Consider the following 16,797-nt stretch of genomic DNA (forward strand, 5'->3'; position numbering starts at 1 on the left):
CGCCAGCGTTCGTCCTGAGCCAGGATCAAACTCTCCATAAAAAGAAATTTGATTAGCTCAAATTGTTTTGCTGGCATCATGTTTGATGTCCAAAATTTTGTTTCGTTCACTAACTCAAGGTTAGCTACTAAAAGCTTTATTGATTACGTTTTGCTTGTTCAGTTTTCAAGGTTCATTTTTTCTTTTACTGTGTCATCTCTTGGCGACTTATACATAATAACATCGATTAATCATGAAAGTCAACACTAAATCATAAGTTTTTTTAAGAACTTTATTTTTTCTTATCAATTATGCCTCGGCATAATTGCGTCCGGAATCGAGTTTGTGCTTGCACAAAGAACTCCTTTCCGATTTCCGTGACATCCACCGGAGGCTTTAGGCCAACACGAAGTTGGTCACTCAGTCGTTGCCACAGGACGTGGCGTTCTTAGACTGAGTTCCTCTATTTCAGCGGATGTTTGGACACCCACTGAAAAGTAGCTTAAACCTGCATTCATCTCACCACCTATAGAGGTGGGAAACTTCTGTAGCTGACGCTTTGCTTTTGCTACAAAAGACATTTGTAGCTGACGTTTCACTTTCGCTACGAAAACACTTGCTGAAAGAAGTTAAAAATATAGAAACGAGGTTGTTATAATGGTTCGTAAAACGTTGATTTCATTGATTTTCATCGTAATACTGTTTATCTTTATAAAGCCGATAAATTCTACTATGATTTCTGTGTTTAACATCGCTGATGCTCCAGCAGTTGTAACAAAAGGACATTATGGTACATCACTTATTGTCGAAATTTCTTTTTCTGATGAAACCTTGTTGGACTGGCTTAAAACTGTAAAAGAACCTTATCCGCTTCTATTGTTAGATGCTGCGTGGATTGAGCGTTCACCCGAGCACATAAAAGTCATTAAAGAGCGAAAGCTGCCTACAGGATTATTAGGACCTGAGGATTCAGTGGATAAGCCAATTGATTTTGCCATCGTTCAAAAAGGTATTAATATTTACGAAAAGCATTTGCAAGAAACACCACTTTGGTTTGCAACACAAAATCACCAGTATTCTCAGGATTTACAAAATAACTTATTTCAACAACAGATGAATATACTTTCTCCCTCTCTAATTTGGAAAGGTGAAAAGACACCTAAATTACAAAAGGGAGATTTTGTTTTTATCTCTTTACACCAAAATAATAAAATCTCGTTTAAAGAGCTAAATACATTGCTACAACAAAATAAATTTATGTCGATTGAGGAAAATATATTCGGTTATAAAGTTCAAACAAAAAAATCACCATAAAGTCAAACTTTAATCAGTGGAGGTTTTCTTCATACCCACTGATTATTAGTCTTCATCAATCGGACTTTTACGGGCAGTTGATCTCCCATCTATCTTCTTTACTTTCGCTAACTTCTTTACTTTCGCTAAATTTTACGGAAAGAGTCTTGTACCTAACTTTCGGTAATACGCCCGTTAATGCAGATAAAAAAGAAGTTGCCTCCAATGATTTATAGAGGCAACTTCTTTTTTATGCATTTTTAACTTGTTCACGACGTGCTTTGCGGCGTGCTTCTAATTTTTGACGATCTTCTTCGGATTTTGCATTATATTTTGGTAATACTAATAATTGATAAGCATTTACAGCGAGTAGCGGGAATAATAATAGTGCAACATACTCGTTAATTTTTTCATCGCGACCCATTAATGCAATTGTCCATTCCAGTGTTGTAACGACAATCATAAAAAATAATGCCGAAATGAAAACATGTTTTTTTCCTGTTAATTTTACTTTTTGAATGGCTGTTGCTATAGCGCCGAATATTAATACAATTAACAAGCCAATATAGAATAACCAGCTTTGTCCATCCTTTACACCTGGCATGAAACGGAAGAATATAATATCAAAAATAGTAATAGCAATTAATAATAGCTGTACCCAATTCCATAATGTAAGTGTTCTAAAAATATTAACCCCCACTTGATGGAGCGTTAAATAAGCAAAAAAGCCTGCCTGTGCAATAACACTCATTGTGAATCCTAAGAAAACCATCCATAAAAGCCCAGCTAAAAATTCACCCCAGTGACCATTTGTTATATATGGTTGAAAGAAGTCCCATCGAATAAATAAACTGCAAATTCCGTTGACTGCGCCCCCAACGAGCATTGCAAAAAAGAAAAACTTTGCCCAATTTCGTATCGTCACAACTAAAAGTCCCCCAATTTCTCAATGTATATCTGTCCTTATTTTAACAATGCATTGTTAAAAAAGCTATTTCTCATCCTAATCAATACATAAAGTCATCATAAATGTGAACAATAATTGAAAGAGTCTATATATAGAAAGGGCTGATTATCGATGCGAAAATTCATCTTACTACTAATTCTAATGCTTTTTCTTTCTGCTTGTTCACAAGATAAAGCCTCTACCATGTCCTACGATGAAATAAAAAAAATAATGATCGACTCTTTACAAACTGAAGATGGTAAAAAGGCGCTGCGAAAACTTTTAGAGGACCCAAGTTTCCGTGAATTATTAGTTTTGGAGCATGATGAAGTGAAGAAGGCAACCGAGTCTACCTTGCTTTCCAAAGAAGCAGAAGACTTTTGGAAAAAGACTTTTGAGGATCCAAAATTTAAGGAAACCGTAGCTAAAAGTATGCAAAAGCAACAACAGGATATTATGAAGGAATTAATAAAAGACCCCTCTTTCCAAAAAGATATGGAGGCTTTCTTTGGCCAGCCAGATATGCAAAAGCAGTTAGAGACTATTCTAAAATCCTCCAATATGAGAAAACAAATGGAGGAGGTCGTCAAGGAAACGATTGAAAGTCCGCTTATGCAAACGAAATGGCAGGAGCTTATTAAGAAGAGTGGCGGCGAGGCAGGTAAAACTGGCGGCGGCGGTAAAAAAGAAGCTGGTGGTGGTGGTGGCAATGAGCAAAAGAGCTCTCAGTAACCACTTATATGTAAAAACGGATTTCCTCCATTGTTTGAGGAAATCCGTTTTTATTATTTATTTAACTTATTTATGATTTTCGTCGCGATATCTAAATAGATTTGGCCAGTAGTGTGTTTTTCAGCATAAACAGAAGGTGCAAAATCTTCTTCTGACCAGTCAGGTTGACCAAGAGGAATTTGACCAAGTAGCTCTGTACGCAGCTCTTCCGCTAACTTTGGACCTCCACCTTGACCGAATACGAATTCACGGTCACCTGATTTCGATTCATACCATGCCATGTTTTCAATAACACCTAAAATTTCATGGTCAGTTTGTAAAGCCATTGCACCTGCGCGAGCTGCAACGAACGCTGCCGTTGGATGTGGTGTTGTTACGACAATTTCTTTTGATGAAGGAAGCATTTGGTGAATATCTAATGCAACGTCACCTGTACCTGGTGGTAAATCCAATAGAAGATAGTCTAGCTCGCCCCATTCTACATCACGGAAGAACTGATCTAACACTTTACCTAACATTGGGCCACGCCATACAATTGGTGCGTTATTTTCAACAAAGAAGCCCATCGAGATCATTTTCACACCTAAACGATCAACAGGGAAAATTCGATTGTCTACCACTTTGGGCATATCTGTAACACCCATCATATCAGGCACACTGAACCCGTAAATATCAGCATCAATCAAGCCAACCTTCTTACCTAGACGAGCTAATGCGACAGCTAAATTAACTGATACCGTAGATTTCCCTACACCGCCTTTACCAGAGGCAATTGAAATAACTTGAACTGTGCTAAGCGGAGATAAAATATCCTGTGCTTCAGCCTCAGTTGCTACGCCACGGAAGCCCTGTAGTTGTTCTGCTGACAGCTCTTCGAAACGAATACCAACTGTATTTGCACCCGCTTCTTTCAAAACTTCAACAATTTTCATTTGTAGCTGTAATTGTTCAGGTGTATTTGTTTTAGCAATCGCAATTTTTACACTGACATGGTTCTTCTCTTCTTTTATCGCTACGTTTGTAATACCGTCTGTTTCTGCAAATGATTTATGTAAAAATGGATCTTGTAGTTGTCCTAATATTTCTCGTACTTGTTGTTCAGTTATCACGACGAACACTCCCCTTATATTATCTCAATGTTAGTATATCATAATGATTTGATTTTCGTTGGGTTGTTGCTCTATTCAATTTTAGCTAATAAATACTCTTCTATACCTTCAACAATAGCATCTCCCATTTTTTCTTGGTATTTCTTATCCGTTAATAGTGCACGTTCCTCATCATTACTTATAAACCCTGTTTCTACTAGTGCAGCAGGTACATCAGCTTTTTTCAATAAATATATTTGTTTTATAGACATTGCTTCTCGGTCAGTATTTTTCAAATTAGTGCGAATGGAACCTTGAATGCTCTTTGCTAATAATTCACTTTCAGCATGTCCCTCTTTATGATAAAACACCTGTGCTCCACGCCATTTTGTTTCAGGAATGGCATTTGCATGAATTGTAATAAAAATATCCGGCTTTTCTTTTTCTACTATGTCTTTTCTTAAAAAGATGTCCTGCTTTTTTCGCTCTCTTAATGTCCCAAACTTTTCTGATGACGCGTGTTCATCGATAACGTCTCCATCTGTTGTTCGCGTCATTACGACTGTGGCGCCTTTTTTCTTTAATTGCTTCTCCACATACTGGGCAATTGCAAGTGTAATATCCTTTTCAATTACTTCGCCCTTTGAAGCCCCTCCATCCTGACCTCCGTGTCCCGCATCAATGACAATTTTTATGCCACCTAGTGGGTCCGGTAAGAAGAAGTTACGGTTCGAAGCATTCGTTTCATATGCCACAACCACTATACTCATTAGCATAATTACTCCTAGTGCAAGCCAGCGCTTCACCCATATCCACCACCCTTTTACGATTAGTGTACGAAGTTAGTGATTGAACTATGCCTGAAAGTAGAAAAAACTCTCAAGTATTAAAATTGAGAGTTTTTTTGTAGTAGAAGGTATTATTTTAGTAATGATAAAACATCGTTAATCTATTTATAATACAAGAACTTAAGCCTTAAATTTATTATTTTAGTGTAAATTCTGGTTTAAACTTACCTGTATAAGGTTCATGCTCAACAAATACTGTTATATCCTTACCATCTTTATCTTTACCAGTTCTTTTATACGTGAATTTCTTATTATTTAGCTCAGTAATTTCGAGCACAGCCCCATATTTATTATCGCCAATTGAAACATGAGCTCTTAATTTATTTCCATCGATAACATTAAAGTAACCATAGTCACCTCGGCTTTTACCTGTTTCAGGATTGAAAAATTCATATTTATTCGTATTAACATCATATTTAGCAATGCTAATAAAATTAGTATTATATTGTGTTACATCATGTTTGTTTACATCTAATACAACTGTTCCTTGCCAAAGCGTACTAGCTAAAATCTTATCTCCATCCACATCCTTAACAATAGGACCTGTAGAAGTATTTAAAGTTTTATCTGGTGCAGTAAATGTTAGGTGTTTTTCCGTATAAGGGACATGCTCAACGAATACCTCTACATCACTACCATTTGCATCTTTCCCCATGCGTTTATAAGTAAACACTTTATTTGTTAGCTTAGTAATATCCACAATTTCTTGGTAATTTTTCGTTTCTGAGATCAATACTCTACGCTTTCCATCATTCGTAATAAAGAAAATCCCTTTATCGTCAAGGCTTCCAGCTGTATTTGGATCGAAGAATTCATAGCGTGCTGAATCAGCGTCATATTTCGCAAGACCAAGTAAATTTGAATTTTCTGCTGTTAAATCTTTATTATTTTTGTCATAAACTTTTGTGGCTTGCCAGTCTGAACTACTAAGAATTTTGGCATTCGCATGACCGTCTGTTATTTCTACCTGTCTTTGATCTGCCGTATTCCCTGTTTTTACTTCCTCAGTTTTTTTTACATCAGTTTTATTACCACATGCACCGAGAAGTGCAACTGCTGCCAGTGATAATATTAATAGCCTTTTCATATATTGACCTCCATTTTCAGAATAAAGAACCTAAAAGTAGTATCAGCCATTTCTATATAAAATACACATCACAGTTGCTATTAATATTCAAGACAACAGTTCCTTAGGATTAAAGAGTATCAAAGTATTTTCTGCACAAAAAAACCCCTTCTCGAAAATTCGAGAAAGGGTTGTAAACGTTGATATAACAACGATATTAACGTTTTGAGAACTGAGGTGCACGACGAGCGCCGCGTAGACCTGGTTTTTTACGTTCTTTCATGCGTGAATCACGAGTAAGTAATCCAGCAGATTTTAATGCAGCACGGAAATCTGGGTCTACTTGAAGTAGAGCACGAGCGATACCGTGACGTACTGCACCAGCTTGACCAGTGTATCCACCACCGTTAACGTTTACGTGGATATCATAGCTTCCTGTAGTTTCAGTAGCTACTAATGGTTGTTTAATTACTTCACGTAAAGCAGCGAATGGTACGTATTCTTCGATTTCACGTTTGTTGATAACAATTTTACCTGTACCTGGTACTAAACGTACGCGAGCTACAGAGCTTTTACGGCGACCAGTGCCGATGTATTGAACTTGTGCCAAAGTAATATCCTCCTCTTAATTTATATTATCCGCGAAGCTCGTAAGCTTCTGGTTTTTGTGCAGCATGTGGATGCTCTGTTCCAGTGTAAACGTTAAGTTTAGTGAACATTTTGCGACCTAAAGAGTTTTTAGGAAGCATCCCTTTAATTGCTAATTCGATCATTCTTGTTGGGTATTTGTCTAACATTTCACCAGCAGTACGAGTTTTTAAACCACCCGCAAATTGAGTATGGTGACGGTAAAGTTTACCCTCTAATTTGTTACCAGTTAAATGGATTTTGTCAGCGTTGATGATGATTACGTGATCACCTGTGTCAACGTTTGGTGTGAATGTTGGTTTATGTTTACCACGTAAGATAGCAGCTACTTCAGAAGCTAAACGTCCAAGAGTTTGGCCTTCTGCATCAACTACTAGCCATTTACGGTCTACTTCGTGACCTTTAGCCATGAATGTTGTACGCATGTATATATCCTCCTAATCGATTCGATTACCGTTATTTTTCATTAAACTACACTATAAGTTTTCGGGGCTTATTTGTGGTGGTAATGAAAATACCATCTGTTATCATATAATGAATGACTTTTAAAGTCAAGCAATTTCAATAAACACCTGGAGAAGTTGTTCAGATTTATTGATTGTTAAAATTAGGGCAGTTGTGAGCCTTGTTTTTATAAAATAATAAAAAATTTTGCTTCAAGAATTCTATAACATTCGCCAGTTGTTCTCCATCATAACTTGTCATCAAAAGCTGGGGATGACATTTGTTAAAAACGTATACAATTTATATACGTTGATTGGAGTGGAGACTGGGAGACTCCTTGGGGATTAGCGTCACAGATGAGACCCTGGAGCGAGTGAAGCGGCTCATCGGACGCCCCCAGGAAAGCGCCCAGTCGGAACGTAAATCAACCACACGTTATGGTGATGAACCTTTTTTAATAGAAGACTTTCTCAAGATACAGACCTTGTGGAGGTGCAGTCTTGCCTGCTTTATCACGATTCATAGATTTAACGACTAGCTCCACGTTCTCAATGTCACGACGTCCTATACCAACTTCCCAAAGCGTACCTGCGATAATACGAACCATATTATATAAGAAGCCACTTCCTTCAATCACCATATGTAGCTCCTCACCATACCATTCAAATTGTAGTGTAGTCACTGTCCGCACCTTATCTTTGACACTTGTATTGGCTGCACAAAAGCATGAAAAATCATGGGTACCGATAATAGCCTTTGCTGCCTTCTGCATTGCCTCAACATTTGGTTTTACACCATTTGTCTCTACAGTGTAATATCTGCGGAATGGACTCTGTACAGGCTCACATGACCATATATATCGGTACCGCTTTCCTGTTACACTGTAGCGCGCATGAAAATCAGTAGCTACTTCTTCAATCGACATTACTCGAATATCTCTTGGCAGTTGAACATTCAATGCCTTCATGTATTTATCAACTGGAATCGAGAGTGGCGAATCAAAATGCAATGTTTGGCCTGTTGCATGCACTCTTGCATCTGTACGTCCACTAGCAGTTACCTTTATCTTTTCCCCTTTATGCATAATGGCTAAAACACGCTCAACCTCAGCCTGTACTGTGCGCTCTCCTGGCTGTACTTGATAACCTGAAAATTGCGTTCCATCATAACTTATAATTGCTTTTAATCGTCGCATAAAGCTTACTCCTTTTAACTTCTATAGAAGAATAGTAAAACGGCCATAGCTACTAATAACACGAGTGAAAATGTATCACTCATATCCCACTTTAGCTTGCGATATCTAGTACGCCCTTCGCCCCCACGGTAGCCTCTTACTTCCATAGCTGTTGCTAGATCCTCAGCTCGTTTAAAAGCACTTACAAAGAGAGGTACCAGTAAAGGCACAACCGCTTTAATCCGATCCTTTATTGGTCCAGAAGATAAATCCGAACCACGTGCCATTTGTGCCTTCATAATTTTATCTGTTTCATCCATTAACGTTGGAATAAAGCGCAATGAAATAGACATCATCAGAGCTAACTCATGTACAGGTACTTTCACCGCTTTTAATGGATTTAGCAGTACTTCAATGCCATCCGTAATTGAAATCGGTGACGTTGTAAGCGTTAAGATAGATGTCATAAACACTAGAACTAGGAAACGTATCGAAATAAATATCCCTTGTCGGATACCTTCCTCATAGATCGTGATAAACTTCCACTCAAATACCGGGGCACCTTCTTTCGTCATAAATATATGAATCAAGAAGGTAAATGCCATTAAAAAAAGTACTGGCTTTAGACCATTAATTAAAAAATACAAACGAATACGTGACACTAGCACAATCAGTAAGGTAAATGCCAGTAACAAGGCATATGTCACCGTATTGTTTGCTAAAAAAACAATAATAATGAATGCAAACACAAATATAAGCTTTGATCGTGGATCGAGCTTATGAACTGGAGAATTCCCTGGAAGGAAGCGTCCAAAAATCATTTTCTCCATCATGACTTTCCACGCTCCTCTCTAAGCACTCGAGCTATTTCAATTGCTAGCTCTTCTTCGGTTAAGCATATCTTTGAGAAGGATTTGTTTATCAATTTTTCGATTTTTTGTTGAAAGCGTACGATACGAGGTGGTTCTAATCGGAAATTCTTTAATGTCTCCACATCTTTGAAAATTTCTTGTGGTGTGCCACTTAGTACATTTTTCCCTTCATGCATAATGACAATATTGTCTGCATATCGAGCTGCGTCCTCCATACTGTGCGTAACAAGTATCGTTGTTAGGCCACTTTCCTTGTGTAGCTTATAAAACATATCCATAATCTCTTTCTGACCACGTGGATCAAGACCTGCAGTTGGCTCATCTAAAACAATAACTTCAGGTTCCATTGCTAAAACGCCAGCAATAGCTACCCTACGCATTTGTCCACCTGATAAATCAAAAGGTGATTTTTCAAGTACGTTCTCTGGTAAACCTACTAAGCCAATAAGCTCTTTTGCTCGTGCTTCTGCCTCTTGCTCCGATACGCCAAAGTTCATAGGGCCAAACATAATATCCTTTAGTACAGTTTCTTCAAACAGTTGATGCTCTGGGAATTGAAACACAATACCAACCTTTTGACGTACAGCCTTTAAATCCTTCGCCTTTTTTCCAGCTACAACAATGCGATCTCCAATATGTACTTCCCCTGAAGTTGGTTTTAGAAGTGCATTAAAATGCTGAAGAATTGTCGACTTACCAGAACCGGTATGTCCGATGATTGCCTGATAAGTATGTGAAGGAATTTCAAAATCTACATCAAATAATGCACGTTTTTCAAAAGGTGTACCTTGTGAATAAGCATAGCTTACTTGTTGAAGTTTGATGTCCATAAATCATTCACCAACTCTTCTTCTGTCATATGTTGTCCCATTAGTGGAACACCTTCCTTTTGCAATAACTTTGATAACTTCATGACAAACGGTAAGTCTAGCCCAAACTCGACTAGCTTGTCCCCAAGCGCAAAAATTTCAGCAGGTGTACCCTCAGAAAATTTCTTGCCATCATTCATAAAGAGAACACGATCAGCAAGCATTGCTTCTTCTAAATCATGTGTAATAGATATTACCGTTAGCCCTGTTTCAGCACGTAAATTTTGAACTGTTTGTAATACCTCAGCGCGCCCTTGTGGATCTAGCATAGATGTTGCTTCATCTAGAATAAGGAGCTTTGGTTTCAATGCAAGTGCGCCTGCAATGGCTACACGCTGCTTTTGCCCTCCTGATAAGTGATGTGGCTCATGATCTAAAAAATCCCCCATTTTTACTTGCTCGAGTGCTGCATGTACACGTTCTACCATCTCTTCAAACGGTACACCGTTATTTTCAAGAGCAAAAGCAACATCATCCTGCACTGTTGCTCCAACAAATTGATTGTCTGGATTTTGAAAAACCATCCCCATCTGTGAGCGGCTTTCCCATAGGTTTTCTTCACTTAATAACTCACATAATATACGTACATCACCCTGCTGTGGATAAAGCAATCCATTCATAAGCTTTGCAATGGTGGATTTACCAGAACCGTTATGGCCAACAATGGCAATCCATTCCCCTTCCTGTACCGCGAAGCTTACATTTTCAACAGCATTGCGACTGTCTTTTTCTTCTGGTGTATATGAAAATGTTACATTATTTAATGATAAAATTTCTGGCATTTCTAGAACTCCTCTCTACATGCTCAGCTCTACTAACTAACTTACACTTTTTTATGTATGAATTCTACTACAATCACTATGTCAGTAAAAGAAAAGTGCTAAAATCACTTTTCCATTCTTTTGCTTATCCAAATTGCCAAGTGAGGCATCTCAAAAGTACAGGCAATTGACCATTATAGAATCAGAGTATAAAAAAAAGCACCACTAAATTGGCGCTATCTCATACTTCCCTAAAAAATAAAAAAGCGCGCACCTCATTCGATAGAAATGCGCTAGTCGTTACATTTTCAAGAAACACGGGTGCTCAAGCCCTTGTTCCCTCTGAATGAGGTGCGGAGAGCTAAACGAGACGCCACACAACAGTGTCCGCTCATCATAACGCTCAGCTTAATTATTTGTCGTATAAATCATTTATAAAGAAAGAGGGTGGTGATTCCACCCTCTTCACCACTTGTCTTCTCTTATGATTAAACTAATTCAATCACAACAACAGGTGCACCGTCACCACGACGAGGACCTACTTTAAGAATACGAGTGTAACCACCTTGACGCTCTGCATAACGTGGTGCAACATCATCAAATAACTTTTGAAGTGCAAATGAAGTTGTTTCGTTACCTTCTGCGTCAGTAGTTGTTACTAGTTCACGACGAATGAATGCAGCAGCTTGACGGCGTGCATGTAAATCACCGCGTTTACCTAAAGTAATCATTTTTTCAACAGCTTTACGTACTTCTTTAGCGCGAGCCTCAGTAGTTTCGATACGCTCGTTGATGATTAAATCAGTAGCTAAGTCACGTAACATCGCTTTACGTTGAGAACTTGTACGACCAAGTTTTCTGTAACCCATGGATGTTTCCCTCCTTTATAAAAAATATCTGATCTTGTAAGTTTTGTTTAAATCGCTTAGTCTTCTTTGCGTAACCCTAAACCAAGCTCTTCTAACTTCGCTTTTACTTCTTCAAGTGACTTACGTCCAAGGTTACGAACTTTCATCATATCGTCTTCTGACTTATTCGCAAGTTCTAGTACTGTGTTAATACCAGCGCGTTTTAAGCAGTTGTAAGAACGAACAGAAAGATCAAGTTCTTCAATAGTCATCTCTAAAACTTTTTCTTTTTGATCTTCTTCTTTTTCGACCATGATTTCAGCTGTTTGTGCCTCATCTGTCATGCCAACGAAGATGTTAAGATGCTCGGTTAAAATTTTTGCTCCGAGCGAAATCGCCTCTTTCGGACCGATGCTACCATCTGTCCACACATCAAGAGAAAGTTTATCGTAGTCAGAAGACTGACCTACACGAGTATTTTCCACTTGGAAATTGACGCGTGATACTGGAGTGTAAATAGAGTCGATCGGGATCACGCCGATAGGAAGATCCTCACGTTTGTTTTGATCAGCAGGAGTGTAACCACGGCCGCGTTGTGCGTACATACGCATACGTAAATGACCGTTTTTAGCGATTGTTGCAATATATAGATCCGGGTTTAAAATTTCTACATCACTGTCATGTGTAATGTCAGCAGCTGTAACTGTACCATCGCCTTTTACATCAATCTCAATAACTTTTTCTTCGTCAGAGTAGATTTTAAGAGCTAGTTTTTTCACGTTCAAAATAATTGAAGCTACATCTTCTACAACGCCTTCTACAGTTGAGAATTCGTGAAGAACACCGTCAATTTGAATTGAAGTGACAGCAGCTCCTGGTAATGAAGACAGAAGGATACGACGTAAAGAATTACCCAAAGTGTTTCCATATCCGCGTTCAAGCGGTTCTACAACAAACTTTCCATATTTGGAATCTTCGCTGATCTCCACCGTTTCAATCTTTGGTTTTTCAATTTCGATCATTTTATTTACCCTCCTTCAAAACATCGATTGTATAGGTTCTTTCCATCATAGATTCGATCGTCATTGACGTATCGTTTATTATCTGCACAAGACAGTCTGTACAAAAAATGATGTTCTCATACAATATGAGACGCACCCATTACACGCGACGACGTTTTGGCGGACGGCAACCGTTATGAGGAACTGGAGTAACGTCTTTAATAGCAGTTACTTCTAAACCAGCAGCTTGAAGTGCACGAATTGCAGCTTCACGACCAGCACCAGGACCTTTAACAGTTACTTCCAACGTTTTCAGACCATGTTCAAGGGAAGTTTTAGCAGCAGTTTCTGCAGCCATTTGAGCAGCGAATGGTGTAGATTTACGTGAACCACGGAAACCAAGAGCACCAGCACTTGACCAAGATACAGCGTTACCTTGCATATCTGTAATCGTTACGATTGTATTGTTAAATGTAGAACGAATGTGAGCGATACCAGATTCGATATTCTTTTTCACACGACGTTTACGAGTTTGTTGTTTACGAGCCATGTTAAGAAGGAACCTCCTTTACTTATTATTTTTTCTTGTTCGCAACTGTTTTACGAGGACCTTTACGCGTACGCGCATTGTTCTTCGTATTCTGACCACGAACAGGTAAACCACGACGGTGACGGATACCACGGAATGAACCGATTTCCATCAGACGTTTAATATTTAATGAAGTTTCGCGACGTAAGTCACCTTCAAGTTTGTATGAATCTAATTGTTCACGGATTTTGTTTAACTCATCTTCAGTTAAGTCGCGTACGCGTGTATCTTCTGAAATACCTGCGTCAGCTAGTACTTTCTGAGCTGTAGTTTTACCAATACCGAAAATGTACGTTAATGAAATTACCACGCGTTTGTCGCGAGGAATGTCAACACCAGCAATACGTGCCATGTACGTTGTGCACCTCCTTTAGAATTAACCTTGTTTTTGTTTGTGTTTAGGATTTTCACAGATTACCATTACTTTACCGCGTCGGCGAATTACTTTACATTTTTCGCAGATCGGTTTCACAGATGGTCTCACTTTCATCTAACCTAACCTCCTTAATAGTCCGGAGCGCAAAAGATTATTTAAAACGGTATGTGATACGACCGCGAGTTAAATCATAAGGAGATAACTCGATAGTAACCTTATCTCCTGGTAGAATACGGATAAAGTGCATACGAATCTTACCCGAAACGTGTGCTAGAATCACATGTCCATTTTCTAATTCTACCTTAAACATCGCGTTTGGCAAAGTCTCAACAACTGTTCCTTCGACTTCAATTACATCATCTTTCGCCATCTACTCTGTCTCCTCTCTATATGCAAATTAAAGTTCTCATCGTTACATCAAACGGATATCTGCTGCAACTATAGATGCAACCTCGTTTCAACATATGTTTGGATTGTATGAGAGATGTTGAAAGACGCTCGTCTGGTTTCGTTTCACACAATCCACGGAATATACAGGACCAGCAAGGACACTGATTTCCCATGTTTACACGAATACCGGAATGTCTAGGATGAGATATTCATACCCGTTACACAGATGCTTCCACGAAACCCATTATACTCTCCCAAAAGTAATGTTGCACTTTTTAAAAGAAATATATACCGGGCACAATATGCTTTTGCAACTCTCAAAAAAATTATGCTTCGTTGTTGCTCCCGCATGCCTCCCGCGGAAGCAGTATTCTGCGCCCGGAGCCGGGTATCAGCTGCGGCTGCCCTGTAATAGAGCATCAAGATCAGCAAACACTTTGTTAATGTCTTGCTGTCCATCTATATTTGTTAACACACCTTTTACTTCATAGTAGTCAAGTAATGGTTGTGCTTGTTTCATATTTACTTCCAGACGGTTTGCAACCGTTTCAGGATTATCATCCGCACGTGTATAAAGCTCGCCGCCATCTTTATCACATTTTCCTTCCTCAGCTGGAGGATTGAAAACTAGATGATAAGATGTACCACAAGTTTTACAAATACGACGACCTGATAGACGAGCAACTAGCTCATCTTTTTCAACTTGGATGTTAATTGTATGTTCAATAGCTTTACCAAGATCAGCAAGAATGCTGTCTAAAGCTTCAGCTTGAGGAACCGTACGTGGGAATCCATCTAATAAGAAGCCCTTTTCACAATCAGGTTTACCAAGTCGTTCACGAACAATACCAATCGTTACTTCATCCGGTACAAGAGCACCTTGATCCATAAACGATTTAGCCTGCAAGCCTAGTTCTGTACCATCTTTAATAGCAGCACGGAACATATCGCCTGTAGAAATATGAGGAATCGCGTACTTCTCAACAATTTTATCTGCCTGTGTACCTTTACCAGCACCTGGCAGACCCATTAAAACGATATTCATACGGAAATATTCCTCCCACAAAAGGTTTGCTGATTTCAGGAAACGATAGAACGTTCCCTAAAAACCAACATTACTTCATAAAGCCTTTGTAGTGACGTTTAACAAGTTGAGATTCTAGCTGTTTCATCGTTTCGAGCGCTACGCCGACTACGATAATAATACTAGTACCACCGATTTGCACTGTGGCTGGTAGATTCATAAATTTTATGAATATAATCGGCATTACTGAAATAACAGTTAAGAAAATCGCACCGACAAATGTCAGACGATATAACACGCTTGTTAAATACGTTTGTGTGCTTTCACCAGGACGAATACCTGGAATGTAAGCACCTTGCTTTTTCAAGTTATCTGCCACATTTTCTGGATTCACTTGTACGAATGCGTAGAAATATGTGAACGCGACGATCAATGCGATGTAAACAATCATCCCAACAGGTTTTGTATTATCAAAAGTGTTTTGAATGAATGTTGATAAACCACTATCACCCAAGAACGGAACTAACGTACGTGGTGTCATTAGAAACGCTGAAGCAAAGATTACCGGAATAACCCCTGCAGCATTAACTTTTAACGGTAAATGCGTTTGTTGACCACCAGTTTGTTGATTACGTCCTGTAACGCGTTTTGCATATTGAATTGGAATTTTACGTAGTGCTTGTTGCACGTAGATAACTCCAACAACAACTGCAAGCATAACTAAAACAAGTAAACCAAGAATCACTAGATTGATAAATAGCTTATCACCAGCACCCTCGATTTGCTGTGCATAGATTTGGTTAATGCCATTCGGTAATGCCGCAACGATACCTGCGAAAATTATAACCGAAATACCATTACCAACACCATGCGCAGTAATTTGTTCAGCAAGCCATACTAGGAATGCTGTACCCGCTGTTAATACAATAGAAATTGTAACATATGTTAAAATTCCTTCTTCTTTAATCAAAGTTCCGCCATACATTTTATTAAATCCAAATGAGAGCGCGAATGATTGGATTAAGGCAAGAATAATTGTAAAGTAACGAGTAAATTGAGCAAGTTTTCGTCTTCCGACTTCACCTTGCTTTGCCCACTCAGCAAATTTCGGTACTACGTCCATTTGCAATAACTGAACAATAATTGAAGCAGTGATGTAAGGCATAATTCCCATCGCGAAGATAGAGAAGTTTTTCAAAGCACCACCGCCAAAAGTATTGAGGAAACCAACGAGATTGTACTCATCAGTTGCCTTTAATACATTAGCGTCAACGTTTGGTACTGGTACAAACGTACCAATACGGAAAACGATTAACATTAAAAGAGTGAAAATGATTTTATTTCGTATATCTCGAACACGCATAAAGTTAGAGATCGTCTGAAACATTAAATCACCTCAGTAGTTCCACCGGCATTCTCGATTGCTTCTTTAGCTGAAGCTGAGAATTTATGAGCTTTTACTGTAAGCTTTTTATCAAGAGTTCCGTTTCCAAGAACTTTAATTCCAGCTTTTTCATTGCTCACAAGACCAGTTTCAAGTAATAATGCAGCAGTTACCTCTGCACCATCTTCAAAACGGTTTAATGTGTCAAGATTAACGATCGCGTACTCTTTACGGTTAATGTTAGTAAAGCCGCGTTTCGGTAAACGACGGAATAAAGGGTTTTGACCACCTTCGAATCCAGGGCGTACACCGCCGCCAGAACGAGAGTTTTGACCTTTATGACCTCTACCTGCAGTTTTACCGTTACCAGAACCGATACCGCGACCTACGCGGTTACGTACTTTACGGGAACCTTCTGCTGGTTTTAACTCATGAAGTTTCATATTGGATGGCACCTCCTTGTTC

At 38.7% G+C, this 16,797-nt stretch carries 22 protein-coding genes; 2 read left to right on the top strand and 20 right to left on the bottom strand.

Annotation, left to right across the window (positions count from 1 at the left end; genetic code table 11):
- Nucleotides 1–395 precede the first annotated feature (395 nt).
- On the bottom strand, nucleotides 396–578 hold the full coding sequence (locus ACQKNC_RS14850; protein ID WP_427425601.1) for a hypothetical protein: 183 nt from the start codon (nucleotides 576–578) through the stop codon (nucleotides 396–398).
- Between the two features lie 58 nt (nucleotides 579–636).
- Here ACQKNC_RS14850 and ACQKNC_RS14855 point away from each other — a divergent pair, with 58 nt between their 5' ends.
- Nucleotides 637–1,293, top strand: a complete 657-nt coding sequence (locus ACQKNC_RS14855; RefSeq protein ID WP_427425602.1) for a hypothetical protein — start codon at nucleotides 637–639, stop codon at nucleotides 1,291–1,293.
- A gap of 229 nt (nucleotides 1,294–1,522) precedes the next feature.
- Here ACQKNC_RS14855 and ACQKNC_RS14860 read toward each other — a convergent pair whose 3' ends face one another.
- Nucleotides 1,523–2,197 carry a KinB-signaling pathway activation protein gene (locus ACQKNC_RS14860; protein ID WP_427425603.1) on the bottom strand — a complete coding sequence of 225 codons (675 nt, stop codon included), beginning with the start codon at nucleotides 2,195–2,197 and terminating at the stop codon, nucleotides 1,523–1,525.
- A gap of 153 nt (nucleotides 2,198–2,350) precedes the next feature.
- On the opposite strand from ACQKNC_RS14860, the gene gerD reads away from it, so the two are divergent.
- Complete coding sequence (gene gerD / locus ACQKNC_RS14865; protein WP_427425604.1) at nucleotides 2,351–2,950, top strand: spore germination lipoprotein GerD; 600 nt, start codon at nucleotides 2,351–2,353, stop codon at nucleotides 2,948–2,950.
- A 53-nt stretch (nucleotides 2,951–3,003) separates the two neighbouring features.
- On the opposite strand, the gene ACQKNC_RS14870 is transcribed toward gerD, so the two are convergent.
- From ACQKNC_RS14870 to rplO, 18 genes are all read right to left on the bottom strand, one after another.
- On the bottom strand, nucleotides 3,004–4,059 hold the full coding sequence (locus tag ACQKNC_RS14870; RefSeq protein WP_427425605.1) for a P-loop NTPase: 1,056 nt from the start codon (nucleotides 4,057–4,059) through the stop codon (nucleotides 3,004–3,006).
- Between the two features lie 71 nt (nucleotides 4,060–4,130).
- Nucleotides 4,131–4,844: an N-acetylmuramoyl-L-alanine amidase gene (locus ACQKNC_RS14875; protein ID WP_427425606.1), complete on the bottom strand. Its 714-nt coding sequence runs from the start codon at nucleotides 4,842–4,844 to the stop codon at nucleotides 4,131–4,133.
- Nucleotides 4,845–5,022: 178 nt separating this feature from the next.
- On the bottom strand, nucleotides 5,023–5,973 hold the full coding sequence (locus tag ACQKNC_RS14880; protein ID WP_427425607.1) for a DUF4822 domain-containing protein: 951 nt from the start codon (nucleotides 5,971–5,973) through the stop codon (nucleotides 5,023–5,025).
- 196 nt (nucleotides 5,974–6,169) lie between these two features.
- Nucleotides 6,170–6,562, bottom strand: a complete 393-nt coding sequence (rpsI, locus tag ACQKNC_RS14885; RefSeq protein WP_004233744.1) for a 30S ribosomal protein S9 — start codon at nucleotides 6,560–6,562, stop codon at nucleotides 6,170–6,172.
- A 25-nt stretch (nucleotides 6,563–6,587) separates the two neighbouring features.
- Entirely contained in the window at nucleotides 6,588–7,025 is a 438-nt protein-coding gene (gene rplM, locus ACQKNC_RS14890) for a 50S ribosomal protein L13 (protein WP_049662886.1), read from the bottom strand.
- Nucleotides 7,026–7,498: 473 nt separating this feature from the next.
- Nucleotides 7,499–8,239 (bottom strand): tRNA pseudouridine(38-40) synthase TruA, encoded by a 741-nt coding sequence (truA, locus tag ACQKNC_RS14895; RefSeq protein WP_427425608.1) that lies wholly within the window; start codon nucleotides 8,237–8,239, stop codon nucleotides 7,499–7,501.
- Nucleotides 8,240–8,253: 14 nt separating this feature from the next.
- Nucleotides 8,254–9,051, bottom strand: a complete 798-nt coding sequence (locus ACQKNC_RS14900; RefSeq protein ID WP_427425609.1) for an energy-coupling factor transporter transmembrane component T family protein — start codon at nucleotides 9,049–9,051, stop codon at nucleotides 8,254–8,256.
- Nucleotides 9,048–9,920: an energy-coupling factor ABC transporter ATP-binding protein gene (locus tag ACQKNC_RS14905; RefSeq protein ID WP_427425610.1), complete on the bottom strand. Its 873-nt coding sequence runs from the start codon at nucleotides 9,918–9,920 to the stop codon at nucleotides 9,048–9,050. The genes ACQKNC_RS14900 and ACQKNC_RS14905 overlap by 4 nt, the downstream gene beginning before the upstream one ends.
- Nucleotides 9,896–10,741 (bottom strand): energy-coupling factor ABC transporter ATP-binding protein, encoded by an 846-nt coding sequence (locus tag ACQKNC_RS14910; protein ID WP_427425611.1) that lies wholly within the window; start codon nucleotides 10,739–10,741, stop codon nucleotides 9,896–9,898. The genes ACQKNC_RS14905 and ACQKNC_RS14910 overlap by 25 nt, the downstream gene beginning before the upstream one ends.
- Nucleotides 10,742–11,208: 467 nt before the next feature.
- A complete protein-coding gene (gene rplQ, locus ACQKNC_RS14915) occupies nucleotides 11,209–11,589 on the bottom strand; it encodes a 50S ribosomal protein L17 (protein ID WP_012296051.1) in 381 nt (126 codons plus the stop codon).
- A 56-nt stretch (nucleotides 11,590–11,645) separates the two neighbouring features.
- Entirely contained in the window at nucleotides 11,646–12,590 is a 945-nt protein-coding gene (locus tag ACQKNC_RS14920; RefSeq protein ID WP_004233733.1) for a DNA-directed RNA polymerase subunit alpha, read from the bottom strand.
- Between the two features lie 139 nt (nucleotides 12,591–12,729).
- Nucleotides 12,730–13,119, bottom strand: coding sequence for a 30S ribosomal protein S11 (gene rpsK / locus ACQKNC_RS14925; RefSeq protein WP_004233731.1), 390 nt, complete (start codon nucleotides 13,117–13,119; stop codon nucleotides 12,730–12,732).
- Between the two features lie 25 nt (nucleotides 13,120–13,144).
- A complete protein-coding gene (rpsM, locus tag ACQKNC_RS14930; RefSeq protein WP_004233729.1) occupies nucleotides 13,145–13,510 on the bottom strand; it encodes a 30S ribosomal protein S13 in 366 nt (121 codons plus the stop codon).
- A gap of 24 nt (nucleotides 13,511–13,534) precedes the next feature.
- Nucleotides 13,535–13,648: a 50S ribosomal protein L36 gene (gene rpmJ, locus ACQKNC_RS14935; protein WP_000868344.1), complete on the bottom strand. Its 114-nt coding sequence runs from the start codon at nucleotides 13,646–13,648 to the stop codon at nucleotides 13,535–13,537.
- Nucleotides 13,649–13,685: 37 nt separating this feature from the next.
- Nucleotides 13,686–13,904, bottom strand: coding sequence for a translation initiation factor IF-1 (infA, locus tag ACQKNC_RS14940; RefSeq protein ID WP_004233690.1), 219 nt, complete (start codon nucleotides 13,902–13,904; stop codon nucleotides 13,686–13,688).
- Nucleotides 13,905–14,315: 411 nt separating this feature from the next.
- The gene (locus ACQKNC_RS14945) at nucleotides 14,316–14,969 is read right to left on the bottom strand and encodes an adenylate kinase (protein WP_427425612.1); all 654 of its coding nucleotides are present in this window, start codon (nucleotides 14,967–14,969) and stop codon (nucleotides 14,316–14,318) included.
- A gap of 70 nt (nucleotides 14,970–15,039) precedes the next feature.
- Complete coding sequence (secY, locus tag ACQKNC_RS14950) at nucleotides 15,040–16,335, bottom strand: preprotein translocase subunit SecY (protein WP_427425613.1); 1,296 nt, start codon at nucleotides 16,333–16,335, stop codon at nucleotides 15,040–15,042.
- Nucleotides 16,335–16,775 carry a 50S ribosomal protein L15 gene (gene rplO, locus ACQKNC_RS14955; protein ID WP_427425614.1) on the bottom strand — a complete coding sequence of 147 codons (441 nt, stop codon included), beginning with the start codon at nucleotides 16,773–16,775 and terminating at the stop codon, nucleotides 16,335–16,337. Before rplO ends, secY begins: the two co-directional genes overlap by 1 nt.
- Between the last annotated feature and the right edge of the window lie 22 nt (nucleotides 16,776–16,797).

The organism is Lysinibacillus sp. NPDC094177 (assembly GCF_050279145.1).
Classification (GTDB): Bacteria; Bacillota; Bacilli; order Bacillales_A; family Planococcaceae; genus Lysinibacillus.